This window comes from Streptomyces yokosukanensis (genome assembly GCF_001514035.1).
Lineage (GTDB): Bacteria > Actinomycetota > Actinomycetes > Streptomycetales > Streptomycetaceae > Streptomyces > Streptomyces yokosukanensis.
Genome location: NZ_KQ948213.1, coordinates 405497 through 422346, shown reverse-complemented (window position 1 = coordinate 422346; position 16850 = coordinate 405497). Strand labels below are relative to the sequence as shown.

The following is a 16850-nucleotide window of genomic DNA, read 5'->3' as shown; positions in this document are numbered from 1 at the left end:
TACGACCGACTCCCGCACCAGCCGCTCGAAGGAGTGATCGCAGCGTGAGCAAGCCGTTTCCCTTTACTGCTGTCGTTGGACAGGACGACCTGCGGTTGGCGCTGCTCCTCAACGCGGTGAGCCCCGCCGTCGGCGGTGTTCTCGTGCGTGGCGAAAAAGGCACCGCGAAGAGCACGGCCGTACGCGCCCTTTCGGCGCTGCTGCCCGAGGTGGCTGTCGTCCCCGGCTGCCGCTTCTCCTGTGCCCCGGCGGCGCCGGACCCGAACTGCCCCGACGGCCCGCACGAGCCGGGGGCCGGTTCGGCACGTCCGGCGCGGATGGTGGAACTGCCCGTCGGCGCCTCCGAGGACCGGCTGGTCGGCGCACTGGACATCGAGCGGGCGCTCGCGGAGGGCGTGAAGGCGTTCGAGCCGGGCCTGCTGGCCGACGCGCACCGGGGCATCCTCTACGTCGACGAGGTCAACCTCCTCCACGACCACCTGGTCGACCTGCTGCTGGACGCGGCGGCGATGGGTGCCTCGTACGTGGAGCGCGAGGGCGTCTCCGTGCGGCACGCGGCGCGCTTCCTGCTCGTCGGCACGATGAACCCCGAAGAGGGCGAGCTGCGGCCGCAGTTGCTGGACCGGTTCGGGCTGACCGTGGAGGTCGCGGCCTCGCGGGAGCCCGACCAGCGGGTCGAGGTGGTGCGCCGCCGGCTGGCGTACGACGACGATCCGGGCGGGTTCGCCGCGAAGTGGGCGGACGAGGAGGCCGCCGTACGGCAACGGATCACGGCGGCAAGGGAGTTGCTGCCGCAGGTGCGGCTGGGCGACGGTGCGCTGCGGCAGATCGCGGCGACCTGCGCGGCCTTCGAGGTGGACGGCATGCGCGCCGACATCGTGATGGCGCGTACGGCGACCGCGCTGGCCGCGTGGGCCGGGCGGACGGACGTGCTCGCCGAGGACGTCCGGCAGGCGGCGCTGCTGGCGCTGCCGCACCGCAGGCGGCGCAACCCGTTCGACGCTCCGGGGCTGGACGAGGACAAGCTGGACGAGACGCTGGAGCAGTTCTCCGGCGAGGACCAGGGCGACGACGATCCCGACCCGGACGGACCGGGTGGACCGGACGGCGGGGGCGGCCGGCCGCAGCCCGACTCCGGACCCCAGGGCGGCGGGGAGAGCGCCGCGCAGCCAGAGGCCGGGGAGGACGGGCAGCCGCAGGCGTCCGGTGCGCGCGAGCAGTCGGCCGTACGGGCCGCCGAGCCCTTTCGCACCAAGGTGCTGAGCGTGCCCGGCATCGGCGAGGGTGCCTCCGGGCGGCGGTCGCGGGCGCGCACCGAGCACGGGCGGACGACCGGGGCCCGGCGGCCCCGGGGGACGCTGACCAAGCTGCACCTGGCCGCGACCGTGCAGGCCGCGGCCCCGCACCAGCGGGCGCGCGGCCGGTCCGGACCGGGGCTGGTGATCCGCCGCGACGATCTGCGGCAGGCGACCCGCGAGGGCCGCGAGGGCAACCTCGTGCTGTTCGTGGTGGACGCCTCGGGGTCGATGGCGGCGCGGCAGCGGATGGGCGCGGTGAAGGGTGCGGTGCTGTCGCTGCTGCTCGACGCCTACCAGCGGCGGGACAAGGTGGGGTTGGTGACCTTCCGGGGGTCCGGCGCGCAGGTCGCGCTGCCGCCGACGTCGTCCGTGGACGCCGCCGCCGTACGACTGGAGTCGCTGCCGACCGGCGGCCGTACGCCGCTGGCGGCCGGGCTGCTCAAGGCGCACGAGGTGCTGCGGGTGGAGCGGCTGCGGGATCCGGCGCGCCGGGCGCTGGTCGTGGTGGTGACCGACGGGCGGGCCACGGGCGGGGCGGAGCCGGTGGCGCTCGCGGGGCGGGCGGCGCGGCTGTTCGCGGCCGAGGGGGTCGCCTGCGTGGTCGTGGACTGCGAGTCGGGGCCGGTGCGGCTGGGGCTCGCCGGGCAGCTGGCGGGCGAGCTGGGCGGCAGCGCCGTCACGCTCGACGAGCTGCGGGCCGACTCGATCGCCGGGCTGGTCAGGGATGTGCAGGGGACGTCGAGGAGGGCCGCGTAATGCCGCAGGGACAGCCGAGTGTCGTACCCGATGACGGTCTGACGACCCGTCAGCGTCGGAACCGGCCGCTGGTCGTCGTGCACACCGGTGTCGGCAAGGGCAAGTCCACGGCCGCGTTCGGGCTCGCGCTGCGCGCCTGGAACCAGGGGTGGCCGATCGGGGTGTTCCAGTTCGTCAAGTCGGCGAAGTGGAAGGTCGGCGAGGAGAACGCGCTGCGCGTGCTCGGCGCCAGCGGCGAGGGTGGCAGCGTCGACTGGCACAAGATGGGCGAGGGCTGGTCGTGGGTCCAGCGGGACGCCCAGATGGACAACGAGGAGAAGGCCCGGGAGGGCTGGGAGCAGGTCAAGCGGGACCTGGCGGCCGAGACCTACCGGCTGTACGTGCTGGACGAGTTCGCCTATCCGATGCACTGGGGGTGGGTGGACACCGACGAGGTCGTGGAGGTGCTGCGCGAGCGGCCTGGCACCCAGCATGTCGTGATCACCGGACGGAACGCGCCCGAGAAGCTCGTCGACCTCGCGGATCTCGTCACCGACATGTCCAAGGTCAAGCACCCCATGGACGCCGGGCAGAAGGGCCAGAAGGGCATCGAGTGGTGATGAAGTCGGTGCCTCGGCTGGTCGTCGCCGCGCCCTCCTCGGGCAGCGGCAAGACCACCGTGGCCACGGGGCTGATGGCCGCCTTCGCCGCGCGGGGGCTCGCCGTGTCCCCGCACAAGGTCGGACCGGACTACATCGACCCCGGGTACCACGCGCTGGCGACCGGGCGGGCGGGGCGCAACCTCGACGCGTACCTGTGCGGGCCGGAGCTGGTCGCTCCGCTGTTCCTGCACGGGGCGCGCGGGTGCGACCTGGCCGTGGTCGAGGGTGTGATGGGGCTGTACGACGGGGCGGCGGGGGAAGGCGAACTGGCCTCCACCGCCCATGTCGCCAAGCTGTTGCGGGCGCCGGTGGTGCTGGTCGTCGACGCGTCCTCGCAGTCCCGGTCGGTGGCGGCGCTGGTGCACGGGTTCGCGTCGTGGGATCCGCAGGTGCGGGTCGGGGGCGTGATCCTGAACAAGGTGGGCTCCGACCGGCACGAGGAGCTGCTGCGTCAGGCGCTGGACTCGGCCGGGGTGCCTGTCCTCGGTGTGCTGCGGCGGGCCCCGCAGGTGGATACGCCTTCTCGGCATCTGGGGTTGGTGCCGGTGGCCGAACGGCGGACCGACGCCGTGGACGCCGTGGCGGCGATGGCCGCGCAGGTCGGTCAAGGGTGTGATCTCGAAGCCCTGCTGGCACTGGCGCGAAGCGCGGGAGGGCTCTCCTGCGCGCCTTGGGAGGCGCCGGTCACCGCAGCGGGCAGGCGCGAGGTGGTCGCCGTCGCCGGCGGTCCCGCCTTCACCTTCTCCTACGCCGAGCACACCGAACTGCTCACCGCCGCCGGTGCCGAGGTCGTCACGTTCGATCCGCTTCGGGACGAGCAACTCCCGAGCGGCACGGCGGGCCTGGTCGTCGGCGGCGGCTTCCCCGAGGTGTACGCCGGTGAGCTGTCCGCCAACGAGCCGCTGCGCAGGGCCGTCGCGGAACTGGCTCTCGGCGGCGCGCCCGTGGCCGCCGAGTGCGCCGGGCTGCTCTATCTCTGCCGGGAGCTGGACGGAGCGCCCATGTGCGGGGTGCTGGACGCCACGGCACGCATGACGGAACGGCTCACGCTGGGCTATCGGGACGCCGTGGCCGTCGGGGACAGTGTGCTGGCCGTCGCCGGGACGCGGATGCGGGGGCACGAGTTCCATCGCACGGTCGTCGAGCCCGGCGCCGGCGCCGCTCCCGCGTGGGGCGTGCGGGCGCCCGTACGGCGGGTCGAAGGTTTTGTACAGCAGGGCGTGCACGCGAGTTATCTGCACACGCACTGGGCGTCCGAGCCCGGTGTCGCCCGTCGGTTCGTGGAGAGGTGCCGGACGTCATGAGCAGCAGGCTGATCGGTGTCGGGGTCGGTCCCGGCGATCCGGAACTGGTGACCGTCAAGGGGGTCAACGCCCTGCGCGCGGCCGATGTCGTCGTCGTACCCGTCATGGCCGATCCCGACGGGAGAGACGGCGGCGAGCCGGGGCGCGCCGAGGCGACCGTGTTGCACTACGTGCCCGAGGACAAGGTCGTCCGGGTGGTGTTCGCGCTGAACGAGCGCAGCGACCGGGCACGGCGGGAGGCCGCCTGGGACGCGGCGGGCGAGCGGGTCGCCGGGCTGCTGAAGGAGCACGCGGCCGTCGGCTTCGCCACCATCGGCGATCCGAACGTGTACTCCACGTTCACCTATCTCGCGCAGACGATCGCCGAGCTGGTGCCGGGTGTCGTGGTGGAGACCGTGCCCGGGATCACCGCCATGCAGGATCTGGCGGCGCGGTCCGGTGCCGTGCTGACGGAGGGCACCGAGCCGCTGACGCTGGTGCCGGTGACGGCCGGGTCGGCGGTGCTGAAGGAGGCGCTGGCCGGGCCGGGGACCGTCGTCGCGTACAAGTTCGGGCGGCAGGCCGCCGAGGTCGCCGAGGCGCTCGAGGAGACCGGGCGGCTCGGCGACGCCGTGTGGGGTTCGGCGCTGGGTCTGCCGGAGGAGTCGGTACGGCCGGCCGCCGACCTGGACGGGACGCCGCTGCCGTATCTGTCGACGCTGATCGCGCCCCCGCGCCGGGACGGCGGACGGGGCGGCAAGCTGTGAGGCGGCCGGTCCGCTCAGCCGCCGGAGAGGCCGACCACCAGCCAGATGAAGGCCGCGCCGGCCACCGTGCACAGCAGGGTCGAGCGCGCGGGGTGCTCGTGGTGGGCCTCGGGCAGGATCTCGGCCGCGGCGAGGTAGAGCAGGACGCCGCCGAAGAGGCCGAGGTAGCCGCCGAGCACCGCTTCGGGGATGTGGAAGAAGGCGGTCGACAGCGCGCCCACCAGGGGTGCGCAGGCGTCGGCCACCAGCATCCCGATGGCGCGGCGGCGGGCGTTGCCGTACAGGCTCGTGAGGGTGAAGGTGTTGAAGCCGTCGGCGAAGTCGTGCGCGATCACGGCGAGCGCGACGGCCGTGCCCATGCCTCCGCCCACCTGGAAGGCGGCGCCGATCGCCACGCCGTCCATGGCGCTGTGCCCCACCATCGCGGCGGCGGCCGTCAGGCCCACCTCGGGCGCCCGGTGGTTGTGCCCCTCGGCACCGCCGTGGGCCGCCTGGCGTGCGGCCAGCGTCCGCTCCACCAGGTGGGCCAGCAGGAATCCGGCCACGAACAGCAGCAGGGCGGCGGGTACGCCGAAGACCTCGCGGTCGGCGGCGTGCAGCGCCTCCGGCAGCAGGTCCAGGCCGACCACGCCGAGCATCAGACCGCCGGCCAGGCCCAGGACCAGGTGCCGACGGTCGGTCACGCGCTGAGCCGTCCAGCCGCCGGCCAGCGTCATCAGGAACGCGCCGAGCGCGACGAAGACCGCCATAGGCCCTTGCTATCCGATCGAGGCGCCTTCGCGCACATCCGGCACCGATCGCACTCCCCCAGACCCTGACATTTCACCGATTTCGACTTGCGTCTCCGACGCTCCCGCACGAGAGGACCTTTCCCATGGCCGATGCCCCCACCGGCAAGGTGACGTTCGTCGGTGCCGGCCCCGGCGCCGCCGATCTGCTGACATTCCGCGCCGCGCGCGCGATCGCGGAGGCGGACGCGGTGATCTGGGCGGCCAGCCTGGTCCAGGCGGAGGTCCTCGAGCACGCGCGTGCCGAGGCGGAGATCCTGGACTCGGCGGCCATGTCCCTGGAGGACGTCGTCGCCGTCTACCGGCGCGCCCGCGCCGAGGGGCTGAAGGTGGCACGGATCCACTCCGGCGATCCGGCACTGTGGGGCGGCACGCAGGAGCAGTTGGACCGGTGCGCGGAGATCGGGATCGCCACGGAGGTCGTGCCCGGCGTCTCGTCCTTCTCCGCCGTCGCCGCTCTCGCGCAGCGCGAGCTGACGATCCCCGAGGTCGCGCAGTCCGTCGTGCTGACCCGGCTGGGCGGCGGCAAGACGCCGATGCCGCCCGGCGAGGAGGTGCGCGAGTTCGCCCGGCACGGCACGACGATGGCGATCTTCCTGTCGGCGGCGCGCAGCGGGCAGCTGGTGCGCGAGCTGCTGGAGGGCGGGTATCCGACGGACACCCCGGTCGTCATCGCCTACCAGGCCACCTGGCCGGAGGAACTGGTCGTCAGGTGCACGATCGGCACGCTGGAGGAGACGGTCAAGGAGCACAGGCTCTGGAAGCACACGCTCTTCCTGGTCGGCCCGGCGCTGGACGCGCACGGCACCCGCTCGCACCTGTACCACCCGGGTCACTTCCACGGGTACCGCAAGGCCGACCCGGAGGCCCGGCGGGCCCTGCGCGAGCAGAGGACGAAGAGTTGATCACGGTCGTCGGTACGGGGACGGGCGCCCCGGTCGCCGAGGACGTCCTCGCGGGCGCCGCGCTGGTGGTCGGCGGACGCCGGCACCTGGACGCGGTACGGCTGCCCGAGGGGGCCGAGCCGGTCGTGCTCGGGCCGCTGGCGCCCGCCCTGGACACCATCGCCGAGTACCTCGGCAAGGACCTGCCGGTGGTGGTGCTGGCCTCCGGTGACCCCGGCTTCTTCGGGATCGTGCGGGCGCTGGCCGAGCGGTTCGGCGCCGAGCGGCTCGATGTGCGGCCGGGGGTGTCCTCCGTGGCGACGGCGTTCGCGCGGATCGGGCTGCCCTGGGACGACGCGGTCGTGGTGAGCGCGCACGGCCGGGATCTCCGCAGTGCGGTGAACGTCTGCCGGGCCCGTCCCAAGGTGGCCGTCCTCACCGGCCCCGGAGCCGGCCCGGCCGAACTGGGCGCCGCGCTGACCGGTGCCCGGGTGCCGGCCGGCGACCGGGGGGCCGCTCCCGGCCCGGTGGCCGCCGGTGGCCGGGTGTTCGTCGTCGCGAGTGCGCTCGGTGATCCGGGGCGGGAGCACGTGGAGCGGGTGACGCCCGCCGAGGCGGCGGCCCGGGACTGGGGGACGGCGGTCAGTGTCGTGCTGTGCCTGGACGAGGCGCGCGCACTCGGCGCGGCGCGCACCGTCGCGGGCGTGCCGGAGCGGCCGACGCGCTGGGCGCTGGACGAGGGCGAGTTCGCGCACCGGGACTCGATGATCACCAAGTTCGAGGTACGGGCGCTGGCGCTGGCCCGGCTCGGGCCCCGGCTGGGCGACCTGGTGTGGGACGTGGGCGCCGGCTCGGGCTCGGTGGCGGTGGAGTGCGCGCGGCTCGGCGCGGCCGTCGTCGCCGTCGAGAAGGCGGCGGACGGGGTGGAGCGCGTCCGGGCCAACGCCCGCGCCCACGGCGTCGACGTCGACGTGGTGCACGGCTCGGCGCCCCACGCGCTGGCGGGTCTCGCCGACGATCCCGACGCGGTCTTCGTCGGCGGCGGGGGCGGCGAGCTGCCCGCCGTCGTCGCCGAATGCGCCCGGCGGGCACGGCGGACCGTGGTCGTCGCCATGGCCGCACTCGACCGGGTGCCGGCGGCGCGCGAGGCGCTCACGGCCGCCGGGTTCGCCTGCGACGGGGTGCTGCTGCAGTCCTCGCGGCTGGCACCGCTGCCGGGGGACGTGACCCGGCTCGCGGCGACCAATCCTGTGTTTCTGCTCTGGGGCGTGCGAACCCCGGTTCTCAGCAAGGGAGTTGACGAGTGATCGGCCTCATTTCCGCCACCGCGGCGGGGGCGGCGGCGCGGGACCGGCTGGCCGCGGCCTGGCCGGACCGGACGCGGGTGTACGAGGGTCCCGTCGGGGAGGCGGTACGGGCCGCGTTCGCCGAGTGCGAGCAGCTGGTGTGCTTCCTGGCGACGGGCGCGACGGTACGGCTGCTCGCACCGCTGCTCGGCGACAAGACGTCCGACCCGGGTGTGGTGTGCGTGGACGAGGGCGGCCGGTTCGCGGTGTCGCTGGTCGGCGGACACGGCGGCGGCGCCAACGAACTCAGCCGTGCGGTAGGTGCGTTGCTGGGCGCGGAGCCGGTGGTGACGACCGCCACCGACTCGGTCGGACTGGCCGCCCTGGACACGCTGGGGCTGCCGTACGAGGGCTCGGTCGCCCTGGTCTCGCGCGCCCTGCTGGACGGCGAACCGGTCGCCCTGGAGGTCGAGTCGCCATGGCCGCTGCCGCCGCTGCCGGTCTCGGCGCACGGGTCGTACACCGTCCGGCTGACGGACCGGGCCGCCCCGGCCGGTGAGCGCGAGGTGCTGCTCAGGCCGCCGTCGCTGGTGGTCGGGGTCGGTGCGTCCAAGGGCGCGCCGGCGGCGGAGGTCCTCGGGCTGATCGAGGAGGCGCTGCGCGAGGCGGGGCTCTCGGCGCGGTCCGTGGCCGAACTCGCCACCGTGGACGCCAAGTCGGCGGAGCCCGGCATCGTCGCCGCCGCCGAGCGGCTCGGGGTGCCCCTGGTGACGTACTCCGCCGAGGAGCTGGCGGCGGTCGAGGTGCCGAACCCCTCCGAGGCGCCGCTCGCGGCCGTCGGCACGCCGTCCGTGGCGGAGGCCGCGGCCCTGGTGCGCGGCGGTGAACTCCTCGTGCCCAAGCGGAAGTCCAGCGCCCGGCCCGCCATGGCGACCTGTGCCGTCGTCCGGCGTCCGGGGCGCGGGCGGCTCGCGGTGGTCGGGCTCGGACCCGGCGCCCGGGATCTGCTCACCCCGCGGGCGGCGGCCGAGCTGCGCCGGGCCTCGGTGCTGGTCGGGCTCGACCAGTACGTCGACCAGATCCGCGACCTGCTCAGGCCCGGCACCCGGGTGCTGGAGTCCGGGCTCGGCGCCGAGGAGGAGCGGGCTCGCACGGCGGTCGCGCAGGCCCGCCTGGGGCATGCGGTGGCGCTGATCGGCAGCGGGGACGCGGGCGTGTACGCCATGGCCTCCCCGGCGCTCGCCGAGGCGTCGGACGACATCGACGTGGTCGGGGTGCCCGGGGTGACGGCCGCGCTGGCCGCCGGGGCGATCCTGGGCGCGCCGCTGGGCCACGACCACGTCTCCATCAGCCTGTCCGACCTGCACACGCCGTGGGAGGTCATCGAGCGGCGGGTGCGGGCGGCGGCCGAGGCGGACCTCGTCGTCACCTTCTACAACCCGCGCTCCCGGGGCCGCGACTGGCAGCTGCCCAAGGCGCTGGCGCTCCTCGCCGGGCACCGGGAGCCGACGACGCCGGTGGGTGTCGTACGCAACGCGTCCCGGCCGGACGAGTCGAGCCGGGTGACCACCCTCGGCGGACTCGACCCGGCGACGGTCGACATGATGACGGTCGTGACCGTGGGCAACACCGCGACCCGGATCATCGCCGGGCGCATGGTGACCCCGCGCGGCTACCGCTGGCAGGAGGACAACCGGTGAACCGGATCGTGCACCCCATCGAGCAGGAGTCCTTCCGGCGGCTGCGCGCCCGCCTGGACACCTCGCACTTCCCGCCGCTGACCCGGGCGGTGGTGGAGCGGGTCATCCACTCCGCCGCCGACCTGGAGTACGCGAGCGACCTCGTCATGGACGAGGGCGACCTGGAGCGGGGCCGGGCGGCGCTGCACGCCGGGGCGCCGGTCGTCGTGGACGTGGAGATGGTCGCGGCCGGCATCACCCGCCGGGAGACCGTCTGCCGGCTGGGGGAGGCCGTCTCCGGCCCCGGGCTGACCCGTTCCGCGCATGCCGTCCGGCTCGCCCACGAGCAGGTGGGGCCGGGCGCGCTGTGGGTGATCGGCTGTGCGCCGACCGCCCTGGAGGAGCTGCTCGCCCTGGACGCCTCCCCCGCGCTCGTCATCGGCCTGCCCGTCGGCTTCGTCGGCGCGGCCGAGTCCAAGGCCGCGTTGCGCGAGAGCGGGTTGCCCGCCGTGAGCAACGTGTCCGAGAAGGGTGGCTCGGCGGTCGCCGCCGCGGCGCTCAACGCCCTTCTGTACCACCCCGTTTCAGCTGAGGAGACCTCGTGACCACCCCGCCCGCCCTGCTCATCGCCGGACACGGCACCCGTGACGACGCCGGAGCCGAGGCGTTCCGCGACTTCGTCCGGCAGCTCGGGCGCCGCCACCCCGAGCTGCCCGTCGCGGGCGGCTTCATCGAACTGTCCCCGCCGCCGCTGGGCGACGCCGTCGCCGAGCTGGTCGAGCGGGGCGTACGCCGGTTCGCGGCGGTGCCGCTGATGCTGGTGTCCGCCGGGCACGCCAAGGGCGACATCCCGGCCGCGCTGGCCCGTGAGAAGGAACGGCACCCGGGCATCTCGTACACCTACGGCCGCCCGCTGGGCCCGCACCCGGCGCTGCTGAACGTGCTGGAGCGGCGGCTGGACGACGCGCTCGGGGGCACGGCCCGCACGCCCGAGGACCGGGCGGACGTCACCGTGCTGCTCGTCGGGCGCGGTTCCACCGACCCCGATGCCAACGCCGAGGTGTGCAAGGCGGCGCGGCTGCTGTGGGAGGGCCGCGGGTACGCCGGGGTGGAGACGGCGTTCGTGTCGCTCGCGGCGCCGGACGTGCCGAGCGGGCTGGAGCGGTGCGCGGCGCTCGGGGCGCGCAGGATCGTCGTCCTGCCGTACTTCCTGTTCACCGGGATCCTGCCGGACCGGGTGCGGCAGCAGACCGAGGGATGGGCCGCGGCGCACCCGGAGATCGAGGTGCGGTCGGCGGACGTCATCGGGCCCGAGCCGGAGCTGCTGGACCTGGTGATGGAGCGGTACGAGGAGGCCGTCAAGGGCGATCTGCGCATGAACTGCGACTCGTGCGTGTACCGGATCGCGCTGCCGGGCTTCGAGGACAAGGTGGGACTGCCGCAGCAGCCGCACTTCCACCCGGACGACGACGGCCACCACCACGGTCACGGGCACCACCCGCACGGGGGGCACGCACACAGCCATGCGCACTGAGGACACCGGCGGGTCCGGGCACGATCTGCGGCATCACGGGGACGCCGAAGTGCGGGACGACGGGGCCGCGTTGGTCGACCTCGCCGTCAACGTGCGGGCGGACACCCCGCCGCCGTGGCTGCGCGAGGAGATCGCCGGTTCGCTGTCGTCCCTCGCGGCCTACCCGGACGGGCGGGCGGCGCGGGCGGCGGTGGCGGCGCGGCACGGGCTGCCGGTGGAGCGGGTGCTGCTGACGGCGGGCGCGGCGGAGGCGTTCGTGCTGCTGGCCCGCGCGCTGAAGGTACGGCGACCGGTCGTCGTGCACCCGCAGTTCACCGAGCCCGAGGCGGCGCTCAGGGACGCGGGGCACACCGTGGACCGGGTGCTGCTGCGGGAGGAGGACGGGTTTCGGCTGGATCCGGCGGCGGTGCCGCAGGACGCCGATCTGGTGGTGATCGGGAATCCGACGAACCCCACGTCCGTACTGCATCCGGCGGGTGCGATCGCCCGACTGGCCCGTCCCGGGCGGGTGCTGGTGGTCGACGAGGCGTTCATGGACGCGGTGCCCGGTGAGCGGGAGGCGCTGGCCGGGCGGACGGATGTGCCGGGGCTGGTCGTGCTGCGCAGTCTGACCAAGACATGGGGGCTGGCCGGGCTGCGCATCGGGTACGTACTGGCCGCTTCGGAGATCGTCGCCGAACTGGAGCGGGCCCAGCCGCTGTGGCCGGTGTCGACGCCCGCACTGGCCGCGGCCGGGGCGTGTGTGACGCCGCGGGCGCTGGCGGAGGCGGGGCACGCGGCGCATCGCATCGCGGCGGACCGGGCGCATCTGGTGGCGGGGCTGTCGGATCTCGCTTCGCGGGGAGTGCGGGTGGTGGAGCCCGCGCAGGGGCCGTTCGTGCTGGTCCGGATGGCGGGGGCGGCCGGGGTGCGGCGTCGGTTGCGTGACCTCGGCTATGCCGTGCGGCGGGGGGACACCTTTCCGGGGCTCGGCGAGGAGTGGGTGCGGGTCGCTGTGCGGGACCGGGTGACGATGAGCGGATTCCTGGCGGCCCTGTCCGCATCCCTTCGGTGACCGGGGCCAGTCCCGCCGCCCCGCCCACGGCGGGAGCCGCTCCCTGCCCGGTGTGACGGCGGGCAGGGAGCGGCGCACGGGGAACCGCGGGTGGGGAGCCGCGGGTGGGGAGCCGCGCGTGGGGCGCGCGGTCGGGGACGTGGCGTCAGTTCCTGCGGCGTCGGGCCACCGCCACCGCTCCCCCGCCGACCAGCACCAGCGCCAGCGCGCCACCCGCGATGTACGGGGTCGCGGAGCTGCCACCGGTCTCCGCGAGGTCGGCCCGGGCCCCCTGCGGCTTCACGTCGGCGCCCGGGTCGTGGCTCTGCACCGGGTGCCCGGTGGGCGCGGCCATCGGCGACTCGCAGGTCGCCTTGGCCAGAGTGATCGTTCCTTCTACGTCGGCCACGTTGAGCTTCAACGGGTTGACGGAGACCTTGAGTTCGAGGGCGGTGGCGGCGGCCGTACGGGTCGTGGTGCGCCGCTGGGCGAGGTCGAGCCGGACCTCGCCGACGCCGGGCACCTTCACCTGCGTCGCGCCGCCGGCGGTGAGCGTGACGCGCTTGCCGAGGACCGTGACCGCGCCGAGGACGTTCGCCGAGGCGGCCGGGGCCTCGCCGACCTCGCAGGTCGCCTTGGCGGTGACCGTGCCGACCTCGATCAGGGACAGCAGGGGCAGGCCCGGGACGTGCAGCCGGGCGTCGACGAGCCGGACCGAGCCCTCGGCGCGCCGCGACGTCACCGTGGCCTTCGCGGCGGCGACGTCCGCGCCGAGGATGGTGAACGGCTTGCCGCCGGCCACGCCGTCGAGCCGGGTGGACAGCGCGGTCCGGTCGGCGCTTCGCGGTGCCTGGACCTCATTGAGGGAGACCGCGAGCGGGATGTCGACCGATCTGTTGAGCAGGGACACGTCGAGCCCGGTACGCAGGACGACGGCGGAGGCGCGACCGTGGTCGGCGGTCGCGTGCGCGGCGCCCGCGCCCAGGACCGCGGGAGACGCGGCCAGGGCGGTGACCGTCGCGACGGTGGCGAGACGGCGTGCGGGCATGCGGAAGTTGTTGCTGTTCAAGGTGGTGGGACCCCCAGAGGAAACGTGCTTGGGACCCGTCAACCTTGTACGCACTGTGGGTGAACGGTCAGCGATCCTCGGTCACTTCACTCATTCGAGGAGAATCGGCACATCTCTTCGAATCGTGAGGCACACGCGTTCCCTCGCGTCTCGATCACTCCACGACCCGCCCGTCGAGCACCACCCGGCGCGGCGCCGCCAGCACCCGTACGTCCGCCCGTGGATCGCCCTCGTACACCACCAGGTCTGCCGGCGCGCCCTCCTCCAGGCCGGGGCGGCCGAGCCAGGCGCGGGCACCCCAGCTCGTCGCCGACACGGCCGCCACGGCGGGGACGCCCGCGGTGACCAGCTCCGCCACCTCGCCCGCGACCAGGCCGTGGGCGAGGGAGCCGCCCGCGTCCGTGCCGACGTACACCGGGATCCCGGCGTCGTAGGCGGCGCGCACGGTGTCGTAGCGGCGCTCGTGCAGCCGGCGCATGTGCGCGGACCAGCGCGGGAACTTGCTCTCGCCGCCCGCCGCGAGCTGCGGGAAGGTGGCGATGTTGACCAAGGTGGGGACGATCGCGACGCCCCGCTCGGCGAAGAGCGGAATCAGGTCGTCGGTCAGGCCGGTGGCGTGCTCGACGCAGTCGATGCCCGCCTCGACCAGGTCGCGCAGGGGGTCCGTCGCGAAGCAGTGCGCGGTGACCCGGGCGCCGAGCCGGTGCGCCTCCGCGATCGCCGCCCGCACCGCCTCGCGCGGCCAGCAGGCGGACAGGTCGCCGAGGTCGCGGTCGATCCAGTCGCCGACCAGCTTGACCCAGCCGTCGCCGCGCCGGGCCTCCTGGGCGACGTAGGCGACCAGGTCGTCCGGTTCGATCTCCCAGGCGTAGTTGCGGATGTAGCGGCGGGTGCGGGCGATGTGCCGGCCGGCCCGGATGATCTTCGGCAGGTCGGCGCGGTCGTCGATCCAGCGGGTGTCGGAGGGCGAGCCCGCGTCCCGCAGCAGCAGGGCGCCCGCCTCCCGGTCGGTGAGCGCCTGCTTCTCGGCGGTGTCGGCGTCGACCGGGCCGTGCGCGTCGAGGCCCACATGGCAGTGCGCGTCGACCAGGCCGGGCAGCACCCAGCCCTCGACGGTGCGGATGTCGCGGGCGCCGGCGGGGCGGTCGTAGGACACGCGGCCCCCGACCACCCACAGCTCGTCGCGGACGTCCTCGGGTCCGACGAGGACCCGCCCCTTCACGTGCAGCACGGCGCCATCGCTCATGCCCGCACCCTAACGACCTAGGACCGGTCCTTCCCCACCCGGTCGGAGGTCCCCTCCTCCACTTCGGCCATCGCCGGGTCGAGCAGCCGGGAGAGGAAGTGCCGGGTGCGTTCGTGCTGGGGGTCGCCGATGACCTGCGCGGGGTTGCCGTCCTCGACGATCACGCCGCCGTCCATGAAGACGACCCGGTCGGCGACCTCGCGGGCGAAGGTCATCTCGTGGGTGACGACCATCATGGTCATGCCCTCCTGGGCGAGCCTGCGCATCACCGCGAGGACGTCGCCGACCAGCTCCGGGTCGAGCGCGGAGGTCGGCTCGTCGAAGAGCATCACCTCGGGGCCCATGGCGAGGGCGCGGGCGATCGCCACGCGCTGCTGCTGGCCGCCGGAGAGGGAGGACGGGTAGGCGTCCGCCTTCTCGGAGAGGCCGACGCGGGCCAGGTTCTCGGCGGCGATCCTCGCGGCCTCCGCCTTGTCCCGCCCGAGGACCCGGCGCTGCGGGAGCGTGAGGTTCTCGGTGACGCTCAGGTGCGGGAACAGGTTGAACTGCTGGAAGACCATGCCGATCCGGCGGCGTACGGCGTCGATGTCGACGTCCGGGTCGGTGATCTCGGTGCCGCCGACGAAGACCTGGCCCTTGGTGGGCTCCTCCAGCAGGTTGACGCAGCGCAGGAGGGTCGACTTGCCGGAGCCCGAGGGGCCGATGACACAGACGACCTCGCCCTGGCCGATCTCCAGGTCGATGCCCTTGAGCACCTGGTTGTCGCCGAAGGACTTGTGCAGGTCGCTTACCTGGATCTCCGGGCGGCTCACCGGATCGCCTCCTGGGACTTGGATTCCATGCGCCGGACGACATAGCTGAGCGGGATGGTCACCAGCAGGTAGCACAGGCCCGCGACGAGGATCGGCGTCGAGTTGGCGGTCGTACTGGCCAGATCGCGGCCGAACTTGGACAGCTCCCGCTCCTCCAGGGTGACGCCGAGGAACAGCACCAGCGAGGAGTCCTTGAACAGCAGGACGAGTTCGTTGGTGAGCGGCGGCAGGATGATCCGGAAGGCCTGCGGGACGATGATGGAGACCATGGCCTTCGCGGGCGAGAAGCCGAGCGAACGGGCCGCCTCCATCTGCCCCTTGGGCACGGCCTGGATGCCGGCCCGGATGGTCTCCGCCATGTACGCGGCCGAGACCAGGCCGAGGGCGAGGGCGACCTTGCCGTAGGTGCCGCCGACGATCTCCGTGCCGGGGAAGGCGAGCGGGACGGCGACGCCGACGAAGATGAAGATCAGCAGGGCGGGCAGGCCGCGGAAGATCTCGATGTAGACCGTCGCCAGCCAGCGGTACGGGCCCACGGAGGACAGCCGCATCAGCGCGATGACCATGCCGAGGACGAGTCCGACGACAAAGCCGGACAGCGTGTAGAGCACGGTGTTCTTCAGCGCCAGCGTGATGACGTCCGGGAACATCTGCCGGGCGATGCTGCCCTGGGCGAACTGGTTCCGCAGCCGGCCCCAGTCCGCCGTGGCCGCGAAGGCGGCCACGGCGGCGACGAAGACGACGTACTGGACACCGCGCGAGAGCCGGCGCTTCTGGCGTCGCGTCAGCCTCTTCTTCTTCGGCCGGCTCGGCTGGAGTTGTGTGCCGGTGTCGGTCATGAGGCGGCCGGGGAGGCGACGGAGGCGTCGTACGGGCCGATCCACTTCTCGTAGATCTTCTTGTAGTCGCCGTCGGCCTTGGCGTCCTTGAGGGCCTTGTTGATGGCGTCGAGCAGGGCCTTGTTGCCCTTCTTGACCGTGAAGCCGTACTGCTCGCCGGTCTTGAGGTTGTCGACGACCTTGAACTTGTCGGCGTTGGCCTTGTCCTTCAGCCAGCCCTGGACGACCGGGTAGTCGATGACGACCGCCTGGACCTGTCCGGTGCGCAGGCCGTTGAGGACCGCGTCGGAGGACTCGAAGGAGATCGGGTCGTAGCCCTTGCTCTTGACGTAGTCCTCACCGGTGGTCTGCGCCTGGGAGCCGAGCTTCTTGCCCTTGGCCTTGACGTCGGCGAGCGAGTTGACGCCGCTGCTCTTGTCGACGAGGACGGCCTGGGTGGCCTCGAAGTACGGGTCGGAGAAGTCGACGTTCTTCTTGCGCTCGGGCGTGATCGTCATGCCCGCGGCGGCCACGTCGCACTCGCCGGAGTTCAGGAAGGCGCCGGTCTTGAAGTTCTCGAACGGCGTGTCGAGGATCTGCTGCTTGACGCCGAGGTTCTTGGCGACGAGGTCGATCAGGGAGACGTCGAAGCCCTGCACCTTGCCGTTGATCTCCGACTGGAACGGCGGGTACGGCAGGTGGGTGCAGGTGGTCAGCTGACCGCCCTTGGCGAGGTGCACGCCCTTGACGGTCGTCGGGCCGCCCCCCGAGCCGCTGGAGGTGCAGCCGGCCACGAGCACCAGCCCGGCCGTCGCGGTGGTGGCTGCCAGAAGGCGGGTCCGGCGTCCGAGCGTTTTCATGGGGGGATCTCCGTCTGAGGGACCTTGTGCGAGAACTGTGGGTTCCGATTATAAGGAAGAGTTTGAGTCTCTCAAATCAAACCCATGGTTACAGAC

At 73.7% G+C, this 16850-nt stretch carries 16 protein-coding genes; 10 read left to right on the top strand and 6 right to left on the bottom strand.

Annotated features, from left to right (window positions below; translation table 11 throughout):
- Window positions 1–44 precede the first annotated feature (44 nt).
- The 4 genes from AQI95_RS21900 to cobI are packed head-to-tail and all read left to right on the top strand — an operon-like array spanning window position 45 to window position 4745.
- Window positions 45–2054, top strand: a complete 2010-nt coding sequence (locus tag AQI95_RS21900; RefSeq protein ID WP_067126066.1) for a putative cobaltochelatase — start codon at window positions 45–47, stop codon at window positions 2052–2054.
- Entirely contained in the window at window positions 2054–2653 is a 600-nt protein-coding gene (cobO, locus tag AQI95_RS21895) for a cob(I)yrinic acid a,c-diamide adenosyltransferase (protein ID WP_067126063.1), read from the top strand. The genes AQI95_RS21900 and cobO overlap by 1 nt, the downstream gene beginning before the upstream one ends.
- On the top strand, window positions 2653–3999 hold the full coding sequence (locus AQI95_RS21890) for a cobyrinic acid a,c-diamide synthase CobB (RefSeq protein WP_208614234.1): 1347 nt from the start codon (window positions 2653–2655) through the stop codon (window positions 3997–3999). The genes cobO and AQI95_RS21890 overlap by 1 nt, the downstream gene beginning before the upstream one ends.
- On the top strand, window positions 3996–4745 hold the full coding sequence (cobI, locus tag AQI95_RS21885; protein WP_067126374.1) for a precorrin-2 C(20)-methyltransferase: 750 nt from the start codon (window positions 3996–3998) through the stop codon (window positions 4743–4745). The genes AQI95_RS21890 and cobI overlap by 4 nt, the downstream gene beginning before the upstream one ends.
- A 14-nt stretch (window positions 4746–4759) precedes the next feature.
- On the opposite strand, the gene AQI95_RS21880 is transcribed toward cobI, so the two are convergent.
- On the bottom strand, window positions 4760–5494 hold the full coding sequence (locus AQI95_RS21880; RefSeq protein WP_067126059.1) for a ZIP family metal transporter: 735 nt from the start codon (window positions 5492–5494) through the stop codon (window positions 4760–4762).
- Between the two features lie 125 nt (window positions 5495–5619).
- Here AQI95_RS21880 and cobM point away from each other — a divergent pair, with 125 nt between their 5' ends.
- The 6 genes from cobM to cobC are packed head-to-tail and all read left to right on the top strand — an operon-like array spanning window position 5620 to window position 11970.
- On the top strand, window positions 5620–6438 hold the full coding sequence (cobM, locus tag AQI95_RS21875; RefSeq protein WP_067126057.1) for a precorrin-4 C(11)-methyltransferase: 819 nt from the start codon (window positions 5620–5622) through the stop codon (window positions 6436–6438).
- Complete coding sequence (locus AQI95_RS21870; RefSeq protein ID WP_067126054.1) at window positions 6435–7724, top strand: bifunctional cobalt-precorrin-7 (C(5))-methyltransferase/cobalt-precorrin-6B (C(15))-methyltransferase; 1290 nt, start codon at window positions 6435–6437, stop codon at window positions 7722–7724. The genes cobM and AQI95_RS21870 overlap by 4 nt, the downstream gene beginning before the upstream one ends.
- Window positions 7721–9403, top strand: a complete 1683-nt coding sequence (cobJ, locus tag AQI95_RS21865; RefSeq protein ID WP_067126051.1) for a precorrin-3B C(17)-methyltransferase — start codon at window positions 7721–7723, stop codon at window positions 9401–9403. The genes AQI95_RS21870 and cobJ overlap by 4 nt, the downstream gene beginning before the upstream one ends.
- A complete protein-coding gene (locus tag AQI95_RS21860; RefSeq protein ID WP_067126048.1) occupies window positions 9400–9987 on the top strand; it encodes a precorrin-8X methylmutase in 588 nt (195 codons plus the stop codon). The genes cobJ and AQI95_RS21860 overlap by 4 nt, the downstream gene beginning before the upstream one ends.
- A complete protein-coding gene (locus AQI95_RS21855; RefSeq protein ID WP_067126045.1) occupies window positions 9984–10916 on the top strand; it encodes a sirohydrochlorin chelatase in 933 nt (310 codons plus the stop codon). The genes AQI95_RS21860 and AQI95_RS21855 overlap by 4 nt, the downstream gene beginning before the upstream one ends.
- Complete coding sequence (gene cobC / locus AQI95_RS21850) at window positions 10906–11970, top strand: Rv2231c family histidinol phosphate aminotransferase CobC (RefSeq protein ID WP_079071384.1); 1065 nt, start codon at window positions 10906–10908, stop codon at window positions 11968–11970. Before AQI95_RS21855 ends, cobC begins: the two co-directional genes overlap by 11 nt.
- A 145-nt stretch (window positions 11971–12115) precedes the next feature.
- On the opposite strand, the gene AQI95_RS21845 is transcribed toward cobC, so the two are convergent.
- From AQI95_RS21845 to AQI95_RS21825, 5 genes are all read right to left on the bottom strand, one after another.
- Window positions 12116–13018 (bottom strand): SCO1860 family LAETG-anchored protein, encoded by a 903-nt coding sequence (locus tag AQI95_RS21845; RefSeq protein ID WP_067126042.1) that lies wholly within the window; start codon window positions 13016–13018, stop codon window positions 12116–12118.
- Between the two features lie 154 nt (window positions 13019–13172).
- Window positions 13173–14264 (bottom strand): amidohydrolase family protein, encoded by a 1092-nt coding sequence (locus AQI95_RS21840; protein ID WP_067126039.1) that lies wholly within the window; start codon window positions 14262–14264, stop codon window positions 13173–13175.
- 17 nt (window positions 14265–14281) lie between these two features.
- Window positions 14282–15076 (bottom strand): amino acid ABC transporter ATP-binding protein, encoded by a 795-nt coding sequence (locus tag AQI95_RS21835; protein WP_067126036.1) that lies wholly within the window; start codon window positions 15074–15076, stop codon window positions 14282–14284.
- Complete coding sequence (locus AQI95_RS21830) at window positions 15073–15915, bottom strand: amino acid ABC transporter permease (RefSeq protein ID WP_067126033.1); 843 nt, start codon at window positions 15913–15915, stop codon at window positions 15073–15075. Before AQI95_RS21830 ends, AQI95_RS21835 begins: the two co-directional genes overlap by 4 nt.
- On the bottom strand, window positions 15912–16754 hold the full coding sequence (locus tag AQI95_RS21825; RefSeq protein WP_067126029.1) for a transporter substrate-binding domain-containing protein: 843 nt from the start codon (window positions 16752–16754) through the stop codon (window positions 15912–15914). Before AQI95_RS21825 ends, AQI95_RS21830 begins: the two co-directional genes overlap by 4 nt.
- Between the last annotated feature and the right edge of the window lie 96 nt (window positions 16755–16850).